Source organism: Ruegeria sp. F11, assembly GCF_056533855.1.
In genome coordinates, this window is sequence record NZ_JBQFOW010000010.1 from 151,331 (window position 1) to 171,836 (window position 20,506).

General features: G+C 60.5%; 22 protein-coding genes. 11 read left to right on the forward strand and 11 right to left on the reverse strand.

The window, feature by feature from the left end:
- Positions 1 to 10 precede the first annotated feature (10 nt).
- From hydA to ACR0NJ_RS14965, 10 genes are all read left to right on the forward strand, one after another.
- Positions 11 to 1,465, forward strand: a complete 1,455-nt coding sequence (gene hydA, locus ACR0NJ_RS14920; protein WP_480817926.1) for a dihydropyrimidinase — start codon at positions 11 to 13, stop codon at positions 1,463 to 1,465.
- 4 nt (positions 1,466 to 1,469) lie between these two features.
- A complete protein-coding gene (locus ACR0NJ_RS14925; RefSeq protein WP_480817927.1) occupies positions 1,470 to 1,832 on the forward strand; it encodes a hypothetical protein in 363 nt (120 codons plus the stop codon).
- Between the two features lie 10 nt (positions 1,833 to 1,842).
- On the forward strand, positions 1,843 to 2,634 hold the full coding sequence (locus tag ACR0NJ_RS14930) for an ABC transporter ATP-binding protein (protein WP_480817928.1): 792 nt from the start codon (positions 1,843 to 1,845) through the stop codon (positions 2,632 to 2,634).
- Positions 2,634 to 3,065 (forward strand): N-acetyltransferase family protein, encoded by a 432-nt coding sequence (locus ACR0NJ_RS14935; RefSeq protein ID WP_480817929.1) that lies wholly within the window; start codon positions 2,634 to 2,636, stop codon positions 3,063 to 3,065. Before ACR0NJ_RS14930 ends, ACR0NJ_RS14935 begins: the two co-directional genes overlap by 1 nt.
- Positions 3,062 to 3,979 (forward strand): ABC transporter permease, encoded by a 918-nt coding sequence (locus ACR0NJ_RS14940; RefSeq protein WP_480817930.1) that lies wholly within the window; start codon positions 3,062 to 3,064, stop codon positions 3,977 to 3,979. Before ACR0NJ_RS14935 ends, ACR0NJ_RS14940 begins: the two co-directional genes overlap by 4 nt.
- Positions 3,976 to 4,821, forward strand: coding sequence for an ABC transporter permease (locus ACR0NJ_RS14945; RefSeq protein WP_480817931.1), 846 nt, complete (start codon positions 3,976 to 3,978; stop codon positions 4,819 to 4,821). Before ACR0NJ_RS14940 ends, ACR0NJ_RS14945 begins: the two co-directional genes overlap by 4 nt.
- Before the next feature lie 51 nt (positions 4,822 to 4,872).
- A complete protein-coding gene (locus ACR0NJ_RS14950) occupies positions 4,873 to 5,862 on the forward strand; it encodes an ABC transporter substrate-binding protein (protein WP_480817932.1) in 990 nt (329 codons plus the stop codon).
- Positions 5,863 to 6,019: 157 nt separating this feature from the next.
- A complete protein-coding gene (locus tag ACR0NJ_RS14955) occupies positions 6,020 to 6,733 on the forward strand; it encodes an ABC transporter permease (protein WP_480817933.1) in 714 nt (237 codons plus the stop codon).
- Positions 6,726 to 7,460 carry an ATP-binding cassette domain-containing protein gene (locus ACR0NJ_RS14960; RefSeq protein WP_480817934.1) on the forward strand — a complete coding sequence of 245 codons (735 nt, stop codon included), beginning with the start codon at positions 6,726 to 6,728 and terminating at the stop codon, positions 7,458 to 7,460. Before ACR0NJ_RS14955 ends, ACR0NJ_RS14960 begins: the two co-directional genes overlap by 8 nt.
- 20 nt (positions 7,461 to 7,480) lie before the next feature.
- On the forward strand, positions 7,481 to 8,296 hold the full coding sequence (locus ACR0NJ_RS14965; protein WP_480817935.1) for an ABC transporter substrate-binding protein: 816 nt from the start codon (positions 7,481 to 7,483) through the stop codon (positions 8,294 to 8,296).
- A gap of 54 nt (positions 8,297 to 8,350) precedes the next feature.
- Here ACR0NJ_RS14965 and ACR0NJ_RS14970 read toward each other — a convergent pair whose 3' ends face one another.
- From ACR0NJ_RS14970 to ACR0NJ_RS15015, 10 genes are all read right to left on the reverse strand, one after another.
- The gene (locus tag ACR0NJ_RS14970; RefSeq protein WP_480817936.1) at positions 8,351 to 9,223 is read right to left on the reverse strand and encodes a substrate-binding domain-containing protein; all 873 of its coding nucleotides are present in this window, start codon (positions 9,221 to 9,223) and stop codon (positions 8,351 to 8,353) included.
- On the reverse strand, positions 9,224 to 9,349 hold the full coding sequence (locus ACR0NJ_RS14975) for a hypothetical protein (RefSeq protein ID WP_480817937.1): 126 nt from the start codon (positions 9,347 to 9,349) through the stop codon (positions 9,224 to 9,226).
- A 13-nt stretch (positions 9,350 to 9,362) separates the two neighbouring features.
- Complete coding sequence (locus ACR0NJ_RS14980) at positions 9,363 to 10,625, reverse strand: c-type cytochrome (RefSeq protein ID WP_480817938.1); 1,263 nt, start codon at positions 10,623 to 10,625, stop codon at positions 9,363 to 9,365.
- Positions 10,626 to 11,834 (reverse strand): formate dehydrogenase subunit gamma, encoded by a 1,209-nt coding sequence (locus ACR0NJ_RS14985; RefSeq protein ID WP_480817939.1) that lies wholly within the window; start codon positions 11,832 to 11,834, stop codon positions 10,626 to 10,628.
- Between the two features lie 73 nt (positions 11,835 to 11,907).
- A complete protein-coding gene (gene fdh3B / locus ACR0NJ_RS14990; protein WP_010439472.1) occupies positions 11,908 to 12,501 on the reverse strand; it encodes a formate dehydrogenase FDH3 subunit beta in 594 nt (197 codons plus the stop codon).
- A gap of 12 nt (positions 12,502 to 12,513) precedes the next feature.
- Positions 12,514 to 15,408 carry a formate dehydrogenase subunit alpha gene (locus ACR0NJ_RS14995; protein ID WP_480817940.1) on the reverse strand — a complete coding sequence of 965 codons (2,895 nt, stop codon included), beginning with the start codon at positions 15,406 to 15,408 and terminating at the stop codon, positions 12,514 to 12,516.
- 106 nt (positions 15,409 to 15,514) lie between these two features.
- Positions 15,515 to 15,703 carry a twin-arginine translocation signal domain-containing protein gene (locus ACR0NJ_RS15000; RefSeq protein WP_480817941.1) on the reverse strand — a complete coding sequence of 63 codons (189 nt, stop codon included), beginning with the start codon at positions 15,701 to 15,703 and terminating at the stop codon, positions 15,515 to 15,517.
- Between the two features lie 59 nt (positions 15,704 to 15,762).
- Positions 15,763 to 16,374 carry a TorD/DmsD family molecular chaperone gene (locus ACR0NJ_RS15005; protein WP_480817942.1) on the reverse strand — a complete coding sequence of 204 codons (612 nt, stop codon included), beginning with the start codon at positions 16,372 to 16,374 and terminating at the stop codon, positions 15,763 to 15,765.
- Positions 16,375 to 16,378: 4 nt separating this feature from the next.
- The gene (locus ACR0NJ_RS15010) at positions 16,379 to 16,951 is read right to left on the reverse strand and encodes a DUF3306 domain-containing protein (protein ID WP_480817943.1); all 573 of its coding nucleotides are present in this window, start codon (positions 16,949 to 16,951) and stop codon (positions 16,379 to 16,381) included.
- Positions 16,948 to 17,502 carry a DUF3305 domain-containing protein gene (locus ACR0NJ_RS15015; RefSeq protein ID WP_480817944.1) on the reverse strand — a complete coding sequence of 185 codons (555 nt, stop codon included), beginning with the start codon at positions 17,500 to 17,502 and terminating at the stop codon, positions 16,948 to 16,950. Before ACR0NJ_RS15015 ends, ACR0NJ_RS15010 begins: the two co-directional genes overlap by 4 nt.
- Positions 17,503 to 17,731: 229 nt before the next feature.
- Here ACR0NJ_RS15015 and ACR0NJ_RS15020 point away from each other — a divergent pair, with 229 nt between their 5' ends.
- On the forward strand, positions 17,732 to 19,681 hold the full coding sequence (locus tag ACR0NJ_RS15020) for a 4Fe-4S binding protein (protein WP_480817945.1): 1,950 nt from the start codon (positions 17,732 to 17,734) through the stop codon (positions 19,679 to 19,681).
- Here ACR0NJ_RS15020 and ACR0NJ_RS15025 read toward each other — a convergent pair.
- Complete coding sequence (locus ACR0NJ_RS15025) at positions 19,675 to 20,403, reverse strand: hypothetical protein (RefSeq protein WP_480817946.1); 729 nt, start codon at positions 20,401 to 20,403, stop codon at positions 19,675 to 19,677. The two genes, ACR0NJ_RS15020 and ACR0NJ_RS15025, sit on opposite strands and share 7 nt — an antisense overlap.
- Positions 20,404 to 20,506 lie beyond the last annotated feature (103 nt).

A 20,506-nucleotide genomic window follows, 5' to 3' on the forward strand; every position in this document is an offset into this window, starting at 1 on the left:
GGAGTTTAAGATGAGCACTGTGATCAAGAACGGAACCGTTGTGACCGCTGATCTGACGTATTCGGCGGATGTGAAGGTCGAGGGTGGGATTATCACGGAGATTGGGCCTGATTTGCGCGGGGACACAGAATTGGACGCGACCGGGTGCTATGTAATGCCAGGTGGGATTGACCCGCATACGCATCTGGAGATGCCGTTTATGGGGACCTATTCCAGCGACGATTTCGAAAGTGGTACGCGGGCCGCGTTGGCGGGTGGGACGACGATGGTGGTGGATTTTGCTCTGCCCAATCCGGGGGAGAGCTTGCTGGATGCGCTCAAGCGTTGGGACAATAAATCGACCCGGGCGAATTGTGATTACTCATTCCATATGGCTGTGACCTGGTGGGGAGAGCAGGTGTTTGATGACATCAAGACAGTCATCGAGACGCGCGGGATCAACACGTTCAAGCACTTCATGGCCTATAAAGGCGCGTTGATGGTGAATGATGACGAGTTGTTCGCCTCATTCAAGCGTCTGGCCGAGCTTGGTGGCACCGCGATGGTGCATGCCGAGAACGGCGATGTAGTGGCGGAACTGAGCGCCAAGCTTTTGGCCGAGGGCAATACCGGACCCGAGGCGCATGCCTATTCCCGCCCCCCGCAGGTTGAGGGCGAGGCCACGAACCGGGCGATCATGATTGCGGATATGGCGGGTGTGCCGCTGTATGTGGTCCATACCTCTTGCGAAGAGGCGCATGAGGCCATCCGACGGGCCAAGATGCAGGGCAAGCGCGTGTGGGGGGAGCCTTTGATCCAGCACCTGACGTTGGATGAGGGCGAGTATTTCCATCACGATTGGGAGCACGCGGCGCGGCGGGTCATGAGCCCTCCGTTCCGGAACAAGCAACATCAGGACAGCCTGTGGAATGGTCTGCAATCGGGGACGCTAAGCGTTGTGGCCACGGATCACTGCGCCTTTACGACCGAACAGAAACGCTATGGCGTTGGGGACTTTACCAAGATCCCGAACGGGACAGGCGGGTTGGAAGATCGGATGCCGATGCTTTGGACCTATGGGGTGAACACGGGTCGGTTGACGCCGAACGAGTTCGTTGCTGTAACTTCAACGAACATCGCTAAGATACTGAATTGCTACCCGAAAAAAGGTGCGGTTTTGGTGGGTGCTGACGCCGATCTGGTGGTTTGGGACCCGGACAAGGCCAAGGTGATCTCGGCCGAGACGCAGCAGTCGGCCATCGACTACAACGTGTTCGAGGGTAAAGAGGTGCGCGGTTTGCCCCGCTTCACGCTGACCCGTGGCGCGGTGGCGGTGCATGACGGTGAGATCAGGACGCAGGAAGGGCACGGGAAGTTCGTGGCGCGTGAGGCCAATACCCATGTGCACAAGGCTTTGAGTACGTGGAAAGAACTGACCGCGCCAAGACCGGTTGAGCGGACGGGTATTCCGGCGACGGGGGTTTGATCGGATGCGCAGGTTTTGCAGCGCATTTTCGGCGGCTCTTTTATTGTCGGGGACAGCCGCGGCGGCGCAGCATAATTTTCCGGTTTATGGAAATGTAGCCGGTTGCGACGTTCATTTTAACCGGAACACCTATGAAGCGGCGGATATGGTTCTGTTGAAAGAAGGGCAGTTGATGTTTTATGAAATGGCCTCCAAGGACCTAGTTGTCGGCAACCAGTCAGGAAGTATCGAGACCCTGACAGCTCAATGCGTTGGTTACGAAGAAACTTTTAGTCTGACGTGGAACTTCACGTCCGATGGAAACGATAGGTTTGTTTTTTCCCCACTTGATCAAAGCTATTCGACCGTTTTGACGGAATGCCAGTGATGGGGCGGAAATGAACGACAAAGAACTGCCGGTGATCAAGGCAAATGGGCTCGACCTCACCTTCCAAACCAACGATGGCCCGGTCCACGCGCTGAAAGACGTGAACCTCTGCATCGACAAGGGCGATTTCGTGAGCTTTATCGGGCCCTCGGGCTGTGGCAAGACCACGTTCCTGCGCTGTATCGCAGCGCTGGAAACACCGACCGGAGGGAGCCTGACCGTCAATGGCATGACCCCGGATGAGGCGCGGCGGAACAGGGCTTATGGCTATGTGTTCCAGGCGGCAGGTCTTTACCCGTGGCGGACCATTGCAAAGAACATCAAGCTGCCGCTTGAGATCATGGGGTATTCAGCCTCTGAACAAGAAGAGCGAGTGAAGAACGTTCTGGAACTCGTTGATCTTGAAGGTTTTGGGGGGAAGTTTCCGTGGCAGTTGTCTGGCGGTATGCAGCAGCGGGCCAGCATTGCGCGGGCCTTGGCGTTCGATGCAGATATCCTGCTTATGGATGAACCGTTTGGCGCGCTGGATGAGATCGTGCGCGATCACCTGAATGAACAGCTTCTGGCGCTGTGGGCGCGCACCGAAAAGACCATCGGCTTCGTGACGCACTCGATCCCCGAGGCGGTTTACTTAAGCACCAAGATCGTGGTCATGAGCCCGCGCCCGGGACGGATTACCGATGTGATCGACAGCCCTTTGCCGAAGGAGCGGCCTCTGGACATCCGCGATACCCCCGAGTTCATCGAAGTCGCGCATCGCGTCCGCGAGGGGCTGCGGGCCGGGCATGGGGAAGAGGTGTGATGGTAGCAGGTGACCTCAGACGGGCTACGGTCGAAGACGTTCCGGCTTGCGCTCGGGTCATTTCGACCTGGATGACCCGGACAGACTGGATGCCCGAGGAATTGACGCAGGAGCAGTTGGCCGCGTTGATCCGCGAGGCTTTTCCGGACCGAGAGATTTGGGTCATCGGCGATCCGGTGGATTGCTACATGTCCGTCGACCCCAGCGAGAGCAAGGTCGGGGCGCTGTATTGCCTGCGCACCGGTCAGGGCTTTGGCAAGCGTCTGCTGGACAAAGCCAAGGAGGGGCGCGAGTTCCTGTGGCTGACCACGCATGAACCGAACATAGCTGCCCAAAGATTCTATCGGCGCGAAGGATTCGTCGCCACCGGCACCGAAGCTCCGGTTCCGCCTGAAACCCTGCCGATCATCCGAATGGAGTGGCGCGCATGAAACAGGTCTATGCCGTTGGTTTGGTCGTTCTCGCCATTGTAGCCGCCTGGTACATCGCATGTATCCCGATGAACATCGACAGCGCCCTGAACCAGGCCGAGCGCGCGGGTGAGGAGGTGGACCCACCGACCATGAAAGAGCGGACGCTGGAATACGACATCATTCTGGTCTGGAACAACAGCTTCGCCATCCCCGAAACGTGGGAGCAGGATCGCCCAAGGCTGCCCGCGCCGCATGATGTAGCGATTGAGTTGTGGCAATCCACGGTGAACAAGAAAGTGACCTCAAAACGGTCGCTTGTGTATCACGGGTGGGTGACACTCAGCGCGACCATATTGGGGTTTGCGATCGGGACAGGGCTGGGCATTCTGTTAGCCGTGGGGATTGTGCACAGCCGGGTCATGGACCTGTCGGTCATGCCATGGGCCATCGTCAGCCAGACCATTCCGATTATCGCGCTGGCACCGATGATCATCGTGGTACTGTATTCCATCGGGGTGCAAGGCCTTGTTCCGAAAGCGATTATTTCTGCGTACCTTAGTTTCTTCCCGGTGGTCGTGGGTATGGTCAAAGGGCTGCGCAGCCCGGATGCGATGCAGCTTGATCTTCTGCGCACCTACAGCGCCAGCCGGTCTCAGGCGTTCTGGAAGCTGCGCTTGCCAGCGTCGATGCCGTACCTGTTCACCTCGCTGAAAATCGGCATTGCCGCATCATTGGTCGGCGCAATTGTCGGAGAACTGCCGACAGGCGCGGTGGCCGGTCTGGGCGCGCGCCTTCTGGCGGGCAGCTATTATGGCCAGACGGTGCAGATCTGGTCCGCCCTATTTGCAGCGGCCATTCTGGCGGCCTGTCTTGTGGGGCTTTTGGGGCTGTTTGAACGGACGGTGTTGAAACGGATGGGGATGGCGCAATGATCTTTGTCCTGTTTGCGATCCTTCTTTGGGCGTTGGGCTGGTGGTTGAACAGCCGCCTTGCCAGTGGGCCGCAGGCGGATACCCGGATGGTTCGGTTCCTTGCGCCGTTGATATTTGGTGTGACGATTGTCGCTGTGTGGGAGTTGCTGGTTCGCGGGCTGGACGTGCCCCTTGTTATCCTGCCTGCGCCGTCGGTCATTGCTGTGCGGTTCGCCGACAGCTTGCCGATCCTGTGGGCGGATTTCGTGCAGACCATCATCAAAGGCGCGCTGAGCGGGTATCTGATCGGCTGCAGTGCGGCCTTTCTGATGGCCATTGCAGTGGACCGCTGGGAATTCCTGCGTCTTGGCTTGCTGCCGGTGGGCAACTTCGTGGCGGCTCTGCCCATTGTCGGAACCGCGCCCATTCTGGTGATGTGGTTTGGGTTCGACTGGCACTCGAAAGCCGCCGTGGTGGTTGTGATGGTGTTCTTTCCGATGCTCGTGAACACAGTCGCCGGATTGCGTGAGGCAACAGCGATGCAGCGTGATCTGATGGAGACCTATGCCGCCACCTATTGGCAGAGCTTTTTCAAACTGCGCTTGCCTGCGGCAATGCCGTTTATCTTCAATGGGTTGAAGATTTCCACCACTCTGGCGCTGATCGGCGCTATTGTGGCCGAGTTCTTTGGCTCGCCAACTCTGGGCATGGGCTTTCGCATTTCGACCAGTGTCGGGCAATTGTCGCTGGATATGGTCTGGGCCCAGATCGTTGTGGCTGCTTTGGCCGGTACGGCATTCTATGGTCTTGTCGCAATGATCGAAAAGACGGTGACGTTCTGGCACCCGTCGCAACGAGGATAAAATTCAACAGACCCCGAGAACGGGGCAAAATAGCAACTAGGAGAAATGAAGATGAAAAAACTACTCAGCGGGGCGGTCGCAGCCTTCAGCCTGACAGCCAGCGCGGCGCTGGCGGCGGATGAAGTGACGTTGCAATTGAAATGGGTCACGCAGGCGCAGTTTGCGGGCTACTACGTGGCAAAGGACAAAGGATTCTACGAAGAAGAAGGGCTGGATGTTACGATCCTGCCGGGTGGTCCTGACATCGCGCCTACTCAGGTCATTGCCGGCGGTGGGGCCGACGTGACCGTCGAATGGATGCCCGCCGCGCTGGCCGCACGCGAAAAGGGCCTGCCACTGGTCAATATCGCGCAGCCGTTCAAAAGCTCGGGCATGATGCTGACGTGCTGGAAGGATGCGGGGATTTCTTCGCCCGAGGACCTCAAGAACCGCACATTGGGCGTTTGGTTCTTCGGGAACGAATTCCCCTTCATGAGCTGGATGAGCCAATTGGGCATTGGTACTGACGGCAAAAGCGAATCCGGTGTCGAGGTTCTGAAACAGGGCTTCAATGTCGATCCGCTTCTGCAGCGTCAGGCCGATTGCATCAGCACCATGACCTACAATGAATACTGGCAGGTCATCGATGCCGGTGTCAGCCCGGACGAACTGGTGACCTTCAAGTACGAAGATCAGGGTGTCGCAACGCTGGAGGACGGTCTGTACGTTCTGGAAGAAAACCTGAGCGATGCCGACTTCACCGACAAGATGCAACGCTTTGTGCGCGCGTCGATGAAGGGCTGGAAATACGCCGAGGAGCATCCCGAAGAAGCGGCCGACATCGTTCTGGAAAACGATGAGACCGGGGCGCAGACTGAAGAACATCAAAAACGCATGATGGGTGAGATCGCCAAACTGACCGCAGGTTCGAACGGCTCACTCGACCCGGCGGATTTTGAGCGCACCGTAAACACGCTGCTTGCTGGCGGGTCTGACCCGGTGATCACCAAGCAGCCCGAGGGCGCGTGGACTCATCAGATCACCGACGCTGCGTTGAACTGACGTTAGCGCTAGGATTACAGATAGTGGCGCGGTCCCCTTTGGGGCCGCGTTTCTTATTTCCGATGTCGGATTTGTTCCTGTACTTAGCGGCCAAATGGCCTAGTATTTTCCTGTAAAACAACGCTTCTGATACCATCTGGAACAATATTGGAAGAATATGCAGGGATTTGCATCAGAATTCAGCGGTGCCCTCTCTCTGATCCTTGACGGGGATGCAGAGCTTTGGGGGATTGTCCTGTTATCGCTGCGGGTTTCCGTGTTCGCGGTGTTGATTTCGGCGTTGATCGGCATGCCGGTTGGCGCGGCGTTGGCAGTCGCGCGCTTTCCCGGGCGTCGGGTGCTGATCGTGTTGATGAATGCGCTGATGGGCTTCCCTCCGGTCGTTGTTGGCCTGCTGGTTTACCTGATGTTGTCGCGGTCCGGGCCATTGGGGGTTCTGGAACTGCTCTATACGCCCACCGCGATGATTATTGCGCAGGTGGTGCTGGTCACGCCCATCGTTGCAGCGCTTACCCGGCAGGTGGTCGAGATGTTGGCCGAGGAGTATTCGGAACAACTCCGCTCGCTGGGCGTGTCCCGGTTGGCGTCGGTTCCGGTGTTGCTGTGGGATGCGCGTCTTGCACTGGTCACCGCATTGCTGGCCGGGTTCGGGCGCGCCATTGCCGAGGTCGGCGCGGTGATCATCGTCGGAGGCAATATCAATCATGTGACACGTGTGATGACCACAACCATCGCGCTTGAGACATCCAAGGGCAATCTGGCGCTGGCGCTGGCTCTGGGTGCGATCCTGATCGGTATCGCCGTCGCCGTGAACGCGATGGTCAGCGCGATGAGCCTGAGGGCCGAGCAGGAGGGTTTGCGCCATGCGTGATCTGGTCTGCGAATCGGCGAACTGTCTGCAGGTCAAAGGGCTGCACATTCAGCGCAAGGGAAAGGCCCTGCTGGACGTGCCAACTCTGACCTTGGACGGACCGGGACCGACCCTGATCCTTGGGCCGAACGGAGCGGGCAAAAGCCTGCTCTTGCGCTGTTTGCATGGGTTGATTGCGCCTGACGTGGGGCACGTGTTGCAGGGAGGTGTCCCTCTGAATGCTGATCACAAAGCACGGCAGGCAATGGTTTTTCAACAGCCGGTATTGTTGCGTCGGTCGGTGGCCAGCAATCTGGACTTTGTACTAAAACGGCAGGGGCTGAACCGGGCCACGCGCAAAGCGCGCATTGCTGAATTGCTGGCTGAGGGCGGCCTGCAGGACAAACCTCGTCAGGCTGCACGGTCGCTGTCGGGGGGGGAGGCGCAGAGGCTCGCCATTCTGCGGGCGCTGGCCCTGAGCCCCGAGACACTGTTTCTTGACGAACCCACCAGTGCGCTGGACCCCAGCGCCACGCAAATGATTGAACGAATGATCCAGCGCGCTTCGGCCCGTGGGGTGCGGATTGTGATGGTGACCCATGATATAGGGCAGGCACGGCGGTTGGCTGCGGATGTGGTCATGATGCATGGCGGGCATGTCGTCGAACATGGTCCGGCCAAACAGGTGCTGGATGCCCCCACAGCCGAGGCATCGCGCCGCTACCTGGCCGGCGGGCTGGTGACCTGACACACCAAATGGAGAGTTGGATGTTGCGAAACTTCATTCGGGCAGCGGTGATAACGCTTGGGTTCACGGCAGCCCCGGCCTTGGCCGAAGAGCCCTTTATCGTGGTGCAATCGACGACCTCGACCCAGAACTCGGGTCTGTTTGATTTTATCCTGCCGGGGTTTGAGGCCGAGACGGGCATTGATGTTCGCGTCGTGGCGGTTGGGACCGGCCAGGCAATCCGCAACGCGATCAACGGTGACGGGGATGTTTTGCTGGTGCATGCCAAACCCGCCGAAGAGCAGTTCGTGGCGGACGGCTGGGGAGTTGAGCGCAAAGACCTGATGTATAACGATTTTGTTCTTGTCGGACCAAACTCCGATCCCGCCGGGGTCAGGGGCGGGGCCGATATTTTAGAGGCCTTCGCGGCGATTGAGACCTCGGAAGTGCCATTTGTTTCGCGTGGCGACGACAGCGGAACCCACAAGGCCGAGATGGGCCATTGGGATGAAGCCGGTCTTGATCCGATCGAGGCCTCGGGCACCTGGTATCGGGAAACCGGCTCGGGCATGGGGGCGACGCTGAACGTGGCCAGTGGCATGGGGGCCTACACTCTGACAGACCGTGCCACGTGGCTGTCCTTTGGGAACAAGGGCAATCTTGAGGTTTTGGTCGAAGGCGATCCGCGTCTGTTCAACCAATATGGCGTGATCCTTGTGAACCCGGAGAAGCACCCTCGTGTGCGGGCCAATGCCGGGCAGCGGTTTATCGCCTGGCTGACGGGTCCGGACGGGCAGGCGGCGATTGAGGCCTACAAGCTGGACGGGAAACAGGTGTTCTTTCCGAACGCGCAGTGAATTCGCCTGCGGTCAATGCCTTCGGCGAGAGTATTTGAGAAAAGACGAAGCGCGTCAGCCGCTGGCTCCGTTGTGGTGGATCTGGCCTAGGTTTGACAGATCATAGCCGCCAAATTCGGCGGCCCGCCTGGCGAAGGGTTCAGACTGCATGAACGCCAGAAGCTTCTGCATCGGCGTGTCGAAATAGGCGCGACGCCAGATGGCAAGATCCAGCCGTTCGGAATGGGTTGGCGTGAACCCGAGGTTGTAGAGCCCAGCCAGGGCGCCCAGCCCGAAACCTGCCTCGGCCTTGGCGTCGTGCAGGGCGATGGCCAGTTCTTCTTCGGTGCGCGCGCAGGTGGGCAGGGTGTCGAGGTCATTGCGCGTTAGGCCGTGTGCCTGAAGCTGCGTGTCGAACAGGCGCTGGCTGGCGGCGCTGTTCTGGCGCAGAACGACGCGGCGGCCCTTCAGATCGCTGAACCCCGCGATGTCCGAGACGCCGGGGGCCAGCAGTAGGCCGCGCTGTCTTTGGGCGACCTCGTACAGTACGACCGGGGCTTCGCCCAATGCATCGCGCAGGGCAACTGTGTTGAACCCGTCCTCTTCGTGGATATGCAACGCGGCGGCCTGTGCGCTGCGGTCGGCGAGGCGACTCAGCCCGTCGAACGAGCCGTCATAGTATGTGGCCAGGCCCGAGCCGCTTTCGCGCAGCGCCCAGTCCAGCAGGGGATCGTGGCTGCCTGCAACAATCGGGGGCAGGGGCGGTTCAGCGACCTGCGGGCCTGAGCGTGAGGCGTTGAGCCAAGCTATGACCTCGGCCCGCGGGAACAGTAGCTTGCCCATGGCGCGGACGCAGGGGACCTCACCCGATGAGGCAAGATCATAAGCCTTCCGTTCGCCAATGCGCAGCAGATCGGCCAGTTCACGGGTGGTCAGGTATTCGGACATTCAATCCAGACGCACGGCTGAACCCGAGCCCGCATCCGCCGCGCTGAACCCAATCTGATCCAGCACATAGGGCGCGGCAACTGTGATGACGACCATTGCGGCGACGGCGGCGAGAAAGGCTTTCATAATCTCCTCCGGTTCAGTTCTGGTCCGCCGTTGCGCGGCGCAGAAAGGCGATCAGATCGGCCCTGTCCTGCGCTTGCGTTATCCGTTGCATCGGCATTTTCGACCCCGGAATGTAGTGGTCCGGCCCTTCATCGAAAAGGGCGTTGATTGTCTGTTCATTCCAAATGATATCAGAGTCTTGCAGCGTATCCGAGTACAAATATCCTGGCAGTGTTCCGGCGGGGCGTCCGAAAAGGCGATGCAGGGTCGGCCCGGCGCGTCGCTCATTTTCGGGGGTCAGGCTGTGGCAGATCGAACACTTGCGGGCGAACTGGCGTTCACCGTTGTCCATTTCCTCGGGGTCTTTCAGGAAGCTCGGTTCAGTGGCGGCCATCTGTTCCTGATCGGACAAGGCGGTTACAGGCCAACTATACATCGCCTCGTCAATGCCGCCCGCATGGATGTTTTCGCCGTCAACGGAAAAGGCCAGAGCCCAGACCGGCCCGCGCAGGGTAGCTCGGAAATCCTGAGCGATGCGCCAATCAGCCGTGTCGATGACCATGATGTAGCCTTCGCCATCGCCCACGGCTAAAAGGCTGCGATCCGGGTTGAGGGCCAGTGCAAGGATCGGGCGGCGGCCCAGTGTGAAATCGCGCTCCTCGCCATTCGTCAGGTTCAGAATGCGGGTGACACCGTCCACCGCACCGTAGGCGATCCAGTTGTCCTGCGCGTTCAGGACCAATTCGTTGATGCCAAAACCGTGTTCGACCAGCCGGGTTACCTCAGCTCCTGTCGAGACATCCCACAGGCGCAATGACCCGTCCATGCCTGCGGAATACAGTTGCGTTCCATCGGGTGAAAACACCACAGCATTCACGCCGCTGCCGGTTGGGCCAAGCATCGTGGGCCGCGACCCGTCCACCGGCCACAGGCCAATGGTGCCGTCCCAACTGGCGGTCGCGACATGGGTTTTGGATGCGGCGAGGCCGACAATCTTGCCTTTGTGCTGGCCCACAACCTCCCCGCCCGGCCAGCGGCGCAGGGTGAAATCGTCCCCGGCGGAGTAGATCGCTGTACCGTTGAACGCGACCGAATTCACTGCGGCTTCGTGCCCTTCCAGCCATTCGGGCATCTGCCCGGTCCACAGACCAACGGAATTGTCGAAGCTTGCCGTGGCAATGCGTCCGTCGGGTGCTGTGGCGATCCCCATGATGGGTCCGCCATGACCCTTCAGCGTAAAGAATTCGGCCGCTGCAGGCAGAGGCAACAGCGCCAGTGCCAGCACCAGCCCTCGCATTTATTCAGCGGGCGAGGCTGCTGCTTTCCCGGCCTCTTTTTCCTGAACCTCTTCCAGCCACAGCGAGTGATGCTCGCGCGCCCATTGTTCTTCGACCTCGCCGCTGCCCATGGCCTGAAACGCGCCCTCCATCCCGACCGAGCCGAGGTAGATATGCGCGATGATGATGGCGATGAACACATAGGCGATCATCACGTGCCAGACCTGCGCGTATTGCATTTCTTCTTGCGGTGACATCTGCACCGGCAGGTTCAGGCCCATCATCTGCGGAATGCCGGTGGCATTGGCGACCGAGAAGGTCTTCGCGAAAAGCGGCAGTTCGAACGGGAACAGCAGCGACAGGCCGGACAGGCTGATCGAGACTCCAAGAATGATGCAGGACCAGAAAATGATCTTTTGCCCAGCATTGAATTTCTTGGCGGGCGGGTGGCTGTTTTTGGTGAACAGACCTCCGCCAGCGGCCAGCCATCTCAGGTCGGTGCGGTTGGGGATGTTGTGGACGATCCAGGTCACCGTCACGATGATCAGGCCCAGCATAAAGGCCCAGGCAAGGTTGTTATGCAGCCATTTGCAGCCCTGCGCGATGATGGCAAAGCCCTCTTTCCCGAAGATCGGGATCAGGAAGTCGCGGCCATAGAGTGTCAGCAAGCCAGTAAGGCCGAGGATTAGGAACGATCCGGCAAACAACCAGTGGCCAAAACGTTCGAGCCCGTTGAACCGCGTCACGGTGCGACCGGTCTTTTCCCCGTCGATCCGGATTTTCCCGCGGATCAGGAAGAACAGGACGATGATGGCAACCATCCCGCCCAGAATATACGTGCCATACTCGCGCAGCGGTCCGGTGCGGAAATTCAACCACCACATTCCGCCGTCCTGTATCAGCACGCTGGCTGCAGGCCCTTTCGATGACACGGTCACATCCGCCGACCCGTACCGCAGCGCACGGTAAACATCGCTGTCCGAGGCCACGCCGCGCGTTCCAAACTGCCCCAGCAGGCCTTCGACATTGCCCTGACCGGTGTTTTCCGAGCGATAGCTGTTATCCACCTTTTCGCCGCGCTGTCGCGCCAGAATATCTTCAAGCGTTGTCGCGCCACCAGTTGAGGTGCGCTCGTTTGCGACGGCCGGTGTTTCGGCCTCGTCGGTTTGCGCGACAACGGCCTGCGCCAACCCCAGGGTGAACAGCACTGCGATGAGTAAGCGGAACATCTGAACCTCGGTCAAAATCCCTGATCAGGCGACCCACGGATGCGGGTCGCCTGTTTGGTTCAGGAAAGCAGCCTTAGCCGTCTTTCTGGTCGTAGGCTGTGCCCCAACCCCAAGCGCCCGAACCAAACCCGCGCGCCACAACGCGTTCGCGGTAAACGGCGGACACCACGTCGCCGTCACCCGCAAGCAGGGCCTTGGTGGAACACATCTCGGCGCAGATGGGCAGTTTGCCCTCGGCGATCCGGTTGCGACCATATTTGGCGAACTCTGCGGTCGAGTGCGTTTCTTCGGGGCCACCGGCGCAGAAGGTACATTTGTCCATCTTGCCGCGCGATCCGAAGTTGCCCGCCTGCGGGTATTGCGGCGCGCCGAAGGGGCACGCGTAGAAGCAATAGCCACAGCCAATGCACAGGTCCTTGGAGTGCAGGACGACCCCTTCTTCGTTCTGATAGAAGCAGTCGACCGGGCACACCGCCATGCAAGGCGCATCCGAGCAATGCATACAGGCCACCGAAATCGAGCGTTCGCCCGGGTTGCCGTCATTGATCGTCACCACCCTGCGGCGGTTGATGCCCCACGGGACCTCGTGTTCATTCTTACACGCGGTCACGCAGGCGTTGCACTCGATGCAGCGTTCAGCGTCGCAGAGAAACTTTGCTCTAGCCATTAACTTTCCTCCTTACGCTGCCGAGATTTTGCAGAGAGTCGCTTTGGTCTCCTGCATCTGGGTCACTGAGTCGTAGCCATAGGTCTGGGCGGTGTTGGAACTTTCACCCAGCACATAGGGATCAGCGCCAGCGGGGTATTTGTCCCGCAAATCCTGACCCTGGAAATGGCCGCCGAAGTGGAAGGGCATGAAGGCCACACCGGCACCGACCCTGTTGGTCAGCATCGCCATCACCTTGACCTTTCCACCTTCCGGACCTTCGACCCAGACCTGTTGCCCGTCACGGATACCAAGGTTGTTGGCATCGCGCGGGTTGATCTCGACGAACATGTCCTGCTGCAGCTCGGCCAGCCATGGATTCGACCGGGTTTCCTCGCCGCCGCCTTCATACTCGACCAGACGTCCAGACGTGAGGATTATCGGGTAATCCTTTGAAAAGTCGTTCTTCTGGATCGAAGCATAAAGGGTGGGCAGGCGATAAGCGTGCCGGTCCTCGTAGGTCGGATAGTCCTCGACCAGATCGCGCCGGTTGGTATAGAGCGGCTCGCGATGCAGTGGGATCGGGTCCGGGAAGGTCCAGACGACCGCGCGGGCCTTTGCGTTCCCGAAGGGCGCGCAGCCATGCTCGATCGCGACCCGCTGGATGCCGCCGGACAGGTCGGTCTTCCAGTTGGTTTCTGGGCCCGCAACGGCGTCGATTGCCGCGCGTTCCTCGGCGGTCAGGTCGCCATCCCAGCCGAGGTCCATCAGCATCTGCATCGTGAATTCAGGGTATCCATCCTGAATTTCCGACCCGGCGCTATAGACCCCTTCGGCCAGCAGGTTGTCGCCATCCCGTTCCACGCCAAAGCGCGCGCGGAAGGTCAGGCCACCTTCGGCCACCGGTTTGGACATGTCATAGAGGTTTGGTGTCCCCGTATGACCCATCTCAGCCGTTCCCCAGCAGGGCCAGGGCAGACCGTAGTACTCGCCGTCGTTCGGGCCGCCAACAGCCTGCAGCGTCGTTCTGTCGAACGTGTGCTGGTTGGCCATGTGGCTTTTCAGACGTTCCGGCGACTGACCAGTATATCCGATGGTCCAGAGGCCCGAGTTGAACTCACGCGTGATGCTTTCAACATTCGGGGTCTCGGCATCTTCCATCTCGATATTGCGGAAGAAGCGGTCCGCCCAGCCGAACTTGTTGGCGAATTTGGCCATGATGACCTCGTCCGGCAGGCTTTCGAACAGCGGATCGACGATCTTGTCGCGCCACTGCAGCGACCGGTTCGAGGCCGTGACCGAGCCACGGGTTTCGAACTGCGTACAGGCAGGCAACAGATAGACGCCATCGGTACGGTCATGCAGAACGGCCGAGACGGTGGGATACGGGTCGATCACGACCAGCATGTCCAGCTTCTCCATCGCCGTCTTCATCTCCGGACCCCGCGTTTGCGAGTTCGGAGCGTGACCCCACAGAACCATGGCGCGGACAGCGTTGTCCTGATCCATGTTGGCCGGGTCTTCCAGAACACCGTCGATCCAGCGCGAGACAGGGATGCCGCGCTCGTTCATCAGCGGCTTGTCCTTGCCTTCCTTGTCCTTGATCGTGGCGAACTGACCTTTCAGCCAATCCAGATCCTCGCCCCAGACGCGGCTCCAATGGCCCCAGGCACCGTTCGACAGGCCGTAATAGCCGGGCAGGGTATGGGACAGAACACCAAGGTCTGTCGCGCCCTGCACGTTGTCATGGCCGCGGAAGATGTTGGTGCCACCACCCGAGGTGCCCATGTTGCCCAGCGCAAGCTGAAGCACGCAATAGGCGCGGGTGTTGTTGTTGCCGTTGGTGTGCTGGGTACCGCCCATGCACCAGATCACCGTGCCGGGACGGTTGTTGGCCATGGTGCGCGCAACGCGTTTCAGTTGCGAGCCCGGAGTACCGGTGACGCGCTCGACCTCATCCGGGTTCCACTTGGCAACCTCTTCACGGATCTGGTCCATGCCCCAGACACGGGTGCGGATGAACTCTTTGTCCTCCCAACCGTTATCGAAGATGTGCCAAAGGATACCCCAGATCAGCGCAACGTCTGTACCGGGGCGGAAGCGGACATATTCATCCGCGTGCGCCGCGGTGCGCGTGAAGCGCGGGTCGCAGACGATCAGCGGGGCATTGTTCTGCTCTTTCGCGCGCAGAACATGCAGCAGCGAGACGGGATGCGCCTCGGCCGGGTTGCCGCCGATAATGAAGATGGCCCGAGAGTTATGGATGTCGTTATACGAATTGGTCATGGCGCCGTAGCCCCATGTATTCGCAACACCCGCAACAGTGGTCGAGTGGCAGATACGGGCCTGATGGTCCACGTTGTTCGTGCCCCAGTAGGCGGCGAACTTGCGGAACAGATAGGCCTGTTCGTTGTTATGCTTTGCAGACCCCAGCCAGTACACGCTGTCCGGCCCGGATTCTTCGCGGATGCTCATCATGCCGTCGCCGATCTCGTTGATCGCCTGTTCCCAGCTGATGCGCTTCCACTCGCCGCCTTCCTTTTTCATCGGGTATTTCAGGCGGCGCTCGCCATGGGCGTGCTCGCGAACCGAGGCCCCTTTGGCGCAGTGCGCACCCAGGTTGAACGGGCTGTCCCAGCCGGGTTCCTGCCCGACCCAGACGCCGTTCTGCACTTCGGCAACGACTGTGCAGCCGACCGAGCAGTGGGTGCATACGGATTTGATGTTTTCGACGGCCTGATTGGCCGCTGTCTGGGCACTGGCTGGCGTCACGGTTCCACCCGTGGCGCTGATCGCGGCAAGGCCGCCGATCGTCAGGCCCGAGCCACGCAGGAATGCGCGGCGATCGACGGTTTTCTCGCCGACCTGGGACAGGATACTTGTCCGCTGGGGGCGTCTCGCAACCCCGTTGGTCTTTTTCCTAAGCATTGGTTTCCTCCCTTGCGCGCCGTGTCAGCCACGGCTGGCTTGGTACTTCTCAAACCGACGTCAGGGCCAATCGCAACCGTCAGTCGGGTGGTGAAGGCGTCCGATCCTAGAACCGGGTGCTTTCGAAGTAGGCGCGGGTATGCGCGGTGTCCTGCATCCGGGTTTCATCCGTTGGCAGCTCGGCTGCTTCGGCTTTCCCGGTCAGGCTGGCGGCGGCGACAGCAGCAGGCGCTGCGGTTCCGGCCAGTTTGAGGAAGTCGCGGCGGCTTGCGCCTTCTTCCTTGGTCTTGCTCATGGGAGTCCTCCTTTCCCATTTGCGACATAGCGCCGATTGCGGCGCTGGCGAGTGGCAGCCTAGGCCGCCGTCATTCGGAAGGCCTCACGCTCAATCTCCATGAAGGTCCGGCCAGCGGTGCCGACCGATGCATAGAGAACCGAGTTTTCAGCGGCTTCCAAATCCGAATAGAAATGCACAGCCCAAGGGCCGATATGTTTGTTCCAGAACGCTTTTTGGTCGTCCAGCGAGGCTGACGCACCAAACCGGCCCACGATCATGCCCGCCATCATCTCCATCAGCGAGGCGATGTTGTCTTCGGGTTCGAACACGTTTTGCGCACGGGTGATGCCGCGCGCGGCCATGTCATTGCGCAACTGTGCCAGAGGCTTCTCGTTCAGGAAGCCCGTCAGGTAGAAACTGGCATAGGGCAGTAACTCACCCCGCCCCAGACCGATGAACAGCGCGTTGAACTCGCGCTCGGCGGCGGCGGGTTTGGTGACCTTGGCCACCCGCGCCATGGCCCGAATGGCTTGCCCCAGATCGGTGTCATCGCCGCTCAGGCCTGAGACCTGATCCAGCAGCATCTGATCCGGCGGGGCAGACAGCATCAGCCCCAGAAAGTTGTAGAAATCCGCTCGCAGTCGATCCTCGGCCGAGACATCCATCTGTTGCGCTTCGCTTGCGGTCATTCTGTTATCCTTCGAACTCAAACGTCATCCGGCGTGGGGCAGGGGGCAGGTCCATATCTTCGTCCTCATCAAGTTGGGCCACTTCGACCTCAACGGTGACGGGGGCGTCCCGCGGTTCCTCTTCCGCGACCAGAGGCTCGGCAGGCAGGTCTTCTTCCTCTTCGCTCTCGTCCTCTTCGACAGCCAGAGCTTCGACATGCGCCAGCATCCCCTTGCCGACCTGATAGGTGGTTTGCAGGTTTTCGATCACGCAGGCCGCGTCGGTGAAGTCCTCGCCGTAGTCCACCAACCCGTCCACATTGGCCAGCACCGGATTCAGCCGCCACAACCGCCGCAGCGCGCGGCGGCGCAGACGGTCCGGTACTGCCTTGGCCATAAAGCCCGAAACATCGTCACCGGGCTGTAGCGCATCCGGGTCGGGCAGGTTGAATTCCGCCAGTAGCTCGGCATCGGTCTTTTCTTCCAACTCGGCCTGCTGATCTGCGAGCGCCTGATCTTCCAGCGCGACCTGATCAGCCTCGGCCTCAGCCTGCACCGCAGCCTTGCGGCGGGACCAGAAATCGCGCGCTTCGGTCAATGCACGGCCCTCCGCGGTGCGCGGTATACGTCCGAGGTCTGCCGGATACGCGCATCCCCCTTGCCATCCTCAACCAGGTCCGTGCGTTTCTTGTCGCGACGGCGTTTGACGAAAACCTCGTCCTGATGATGCTGCAGAGTGAAATCGCGAACCCAGGCGATCAGCCCTTCGGTCATAGGTATCTTCTCGACGATCTCTTCGCCCGTATCCGCGTAATCCTGCCCCTCATAGGGCGAGGCCGTGATCAGAACTGCCGTCAGCGGGTGCTCGCCGCTGGGCTCATTGCGCATCACAAGATAGACCGAGGGCTGCCCGTCCGACAGGTTGGCCATATAGGCTTCGGTCTCATCCGACCAGAGTTTCAGGGGCAAGGTGGCAGCATGGTATTCGACCGCGTCGCCTTCACGGCGCAATTCAATCCAGTCAGCAGGGCCCGCGCCGGGCAGCGCAGCAACGGCGCGCCAGTTCCATTTCGCCCACCGGGTCACACCGGGGGTTTTGCGCACGACGACGCCAACCGGCATCTCTATCTGGTTTGCGGCCTTGGCCACTCAGTCCTCCCCGGAAGGCTCTCCCCTGCCTTCCCCAAGGTCTACTATGGTACACAAAACCGCCACCTGCCAAGCCTGTATTGAATGGAAAAAGGGCACATCACTGTTAGTTTATGCTGTTAACGACCTTGCGGGGCGGTGAAACCCAAACTCATGGCGTTTTTGCGGGTTTACATTGCCTCTGCCTTTCTACGGCCTAAAGTGGTCAGGAAGTTGGGGAGGAATTTGCATGAAACTACTGCTCTGTGATTGCGCAGGGTCGCAAGCTGTGGATGCCGACGGGATCGCTGCGGCTTGCGATGTTGAATGCTCTAAGGTGCACACCGCGTTATGTACCAAAGAACTGGGCGCAGCGGCAGAGCTACTGAAAGATGGCGAAACGGCGCTGATCGCCTGCGGGCAGGAGCAAGCGGTGTTTCGGGATCTGGCCGAGGATTTGGGTGTTGAGACGCCGGGCTTCGTTGATCTGCGGGACCGGGCGGGCTGGTCCGATCAGGGGCAGAACGCCACCGCCAAAATGGCGGCGCTGACCGCCGAGGCGATGGTGCCGCAGCCGATTACATCAAGCGTGGACGTCATAAGCGAAGGCACGTGTTTCATCGTCGGAGCGGGCGAGGTGGCGTTCCCACTCGCCGACCGTTTGGCCGAAACGCTGGCCGTGACGGTTCTGGTGATGGACGAGGCACAGGCGACGTCACGCGCGTTCGACGTCATTCGCGGGCGCGTGAAATCCTTGACCGGCGCGCTGGGTGGGTTTTCGCTGAAACTGGATGCATTGCAACAGCTTGAACCCGGCGGGCGCGGCGAATTCCGGTGGTCAGAACCGCGCGATGGCGCGCGCTCGGCCTGTGATATCGTCGTTGATCTGGCCGGAGGAACGCCGTTCGTTCAGGCTCCCACCAAGCGCGAGGGGTATCTGCGCGCCGATCCCAAAGATACCATTGCCATCGAACGGCTGGCCTTTGAAGCGGCGCAGCTTGTGGGCACCTTCGAAAAACCGCTTTACGTGCGGCTTGAGGAAACCTTGTGCGCGCATTCCCGCGCCGAACAGGTGGCCTGCACGAACTGTCTGGATATCTGCCCGACTGGGGCGATAACGCCTGCGGGTGAGCATGTCGCCATCGACCCGATGGTCTGTGCTGGATGCGGGGAATGTTCAGCTGTGTGCCCCTCTATCGCGATCACATATGAGGACCCGCCAGTTTCGGCGCTGCTGTCCCGCCTGCACATTCTGGCACGTACCTACCGGCGCGCCGGGGGCACCGCGCCGCGGCTGCTGGTACATGATGGCTTCGGGGCCGAGATGATCCGGCTAGCCGCCCGCTATGGTCGGGGCTTGCCTGCAGATGTCATTCCTTTGGAACTGTCGGTGATCTCCGGGTTCGGCCATGCCGAGATGCTGGCCGCTCTGGCCCATGGCTTTGCGCGGGTCGATATCCTACTGGCCCCGACGACCGAGCGGGATGCGCTGAACTCCGAGCTTGCGCTGGCACAGGCGATTGCGCCCGAGGCCGGGTTGGGGTTGATTGATCAGAGCGATCCCGACGCCTTGTCAGCACTCTTGTATTCGCAGGACGTTCCGGTGCCTTTGCCCGATCCGGTCCTGCCGCTGGGCAACCGCAGGCAAATCGCCCGCCTTGCGGCGCAGGCGCTGAACCCAGGGGCCGAGGCCCCGTTGCCCTTGCCGGAAAACGCGCCTTACGGGGCGGTGGCCGTGGACACCGACGCCTGCACGCTTTGTCTGAGCTGCGTGTCGCTCTGCCCCTCGGGCGCACTGATCGACAACCCGGACAAGCCGCAACTGAACTTCCAGCAGGACGCTTGCCTGCAATGTGGCCTGTGCCGTGGCATCTGCCCCGAGAATGCCATCACGCTGGTCCCGCAGCTTGACCTGAGCGACGCCGCTTTGTCTCAGCAGGTTCTGAACGAGGAAGAACCTTTTGCCTGCGTCGAATGCGGCGCGCTGTTCGGGGTGAAATCCACGGTCGAGCGCATTATGGAGAAGTTGTCCGGCACCCATCCGATGTTCGCCACCTCGGACAAGGCACGGATGATCCAGATGTGCGACAATTGCCGGGTGAACGCCCAGTTCCAGCAGCAGGACAATCCGTTCCAGTCCAACCCGAAGCCGCGTGTTGTGACCACAGACGACTATTTCTCAAAACGGAAGGATCACTGATGTTGCAGCGGCGCGCCCAGATCGGCTGCGCTGATGACCGAGACGAAGGCCAGGATCGCCTCAAGATCGTCCAGCGTCATCTCGACCGGAACGATGGGCGAGGGGCGCGCGGGATCGAAAGGCGGCGTCACTCCGTCGATCTGCGTGAAAGCGGGGTGGGGGTTGAGGGCAAAGAACGCCTCGAACCGTTCGGACCAGTCGGGCAGGGATCGCAGCACGGCAAAAGACGGGGTCGAACCAAGGCCGTTCATCCGGTTCTTCGGCCCGATGACATGGCAGCGCCCGCAATGGATCATCGACAGTTCCTCGCCCAAGACGGTGTTGCCGTCCACGGCGGTGTCATCAACCGCCGCTGCGATCTCGAACGAGGCACTGTACGGCGCGCCTTCCGGTGGGGCGAAGCTTTCGACCGTTCGCTTGCCGATATCGGACAGCAACCAGTCGCGGAACCGGGCCTGTCGGGCGTTCTCTTCGGTTTGCAGGAAGTAAACGATTTCGCCACGGGCAAAAACCGGCTCGCCCGGCGGGGCGGTCGTCAGGGTCATGACGCCGGTTTCGTCAGCAATCACGCGTATCCCGGTCTTGAGTGAGAAGCGCGGAAGAATATGTTGCAACAGGCCCGAGTCCGAAACCTCAGCCGGGGCGGCAAGGCCAATGGCCTCCTGCGACCAAGAGGGGCTAGCGGTGAGCGTCAGGCTCAGGCACAAGAGGATAACGCGCATGCCGCAGCCTAACGGCGCAGGGCGGGATGCGTCAAATGAACAGAATGAGACGGAGACACATGCAATGAATGGCAGCCACGCGGTTCGGCAAATCAATGAGGCA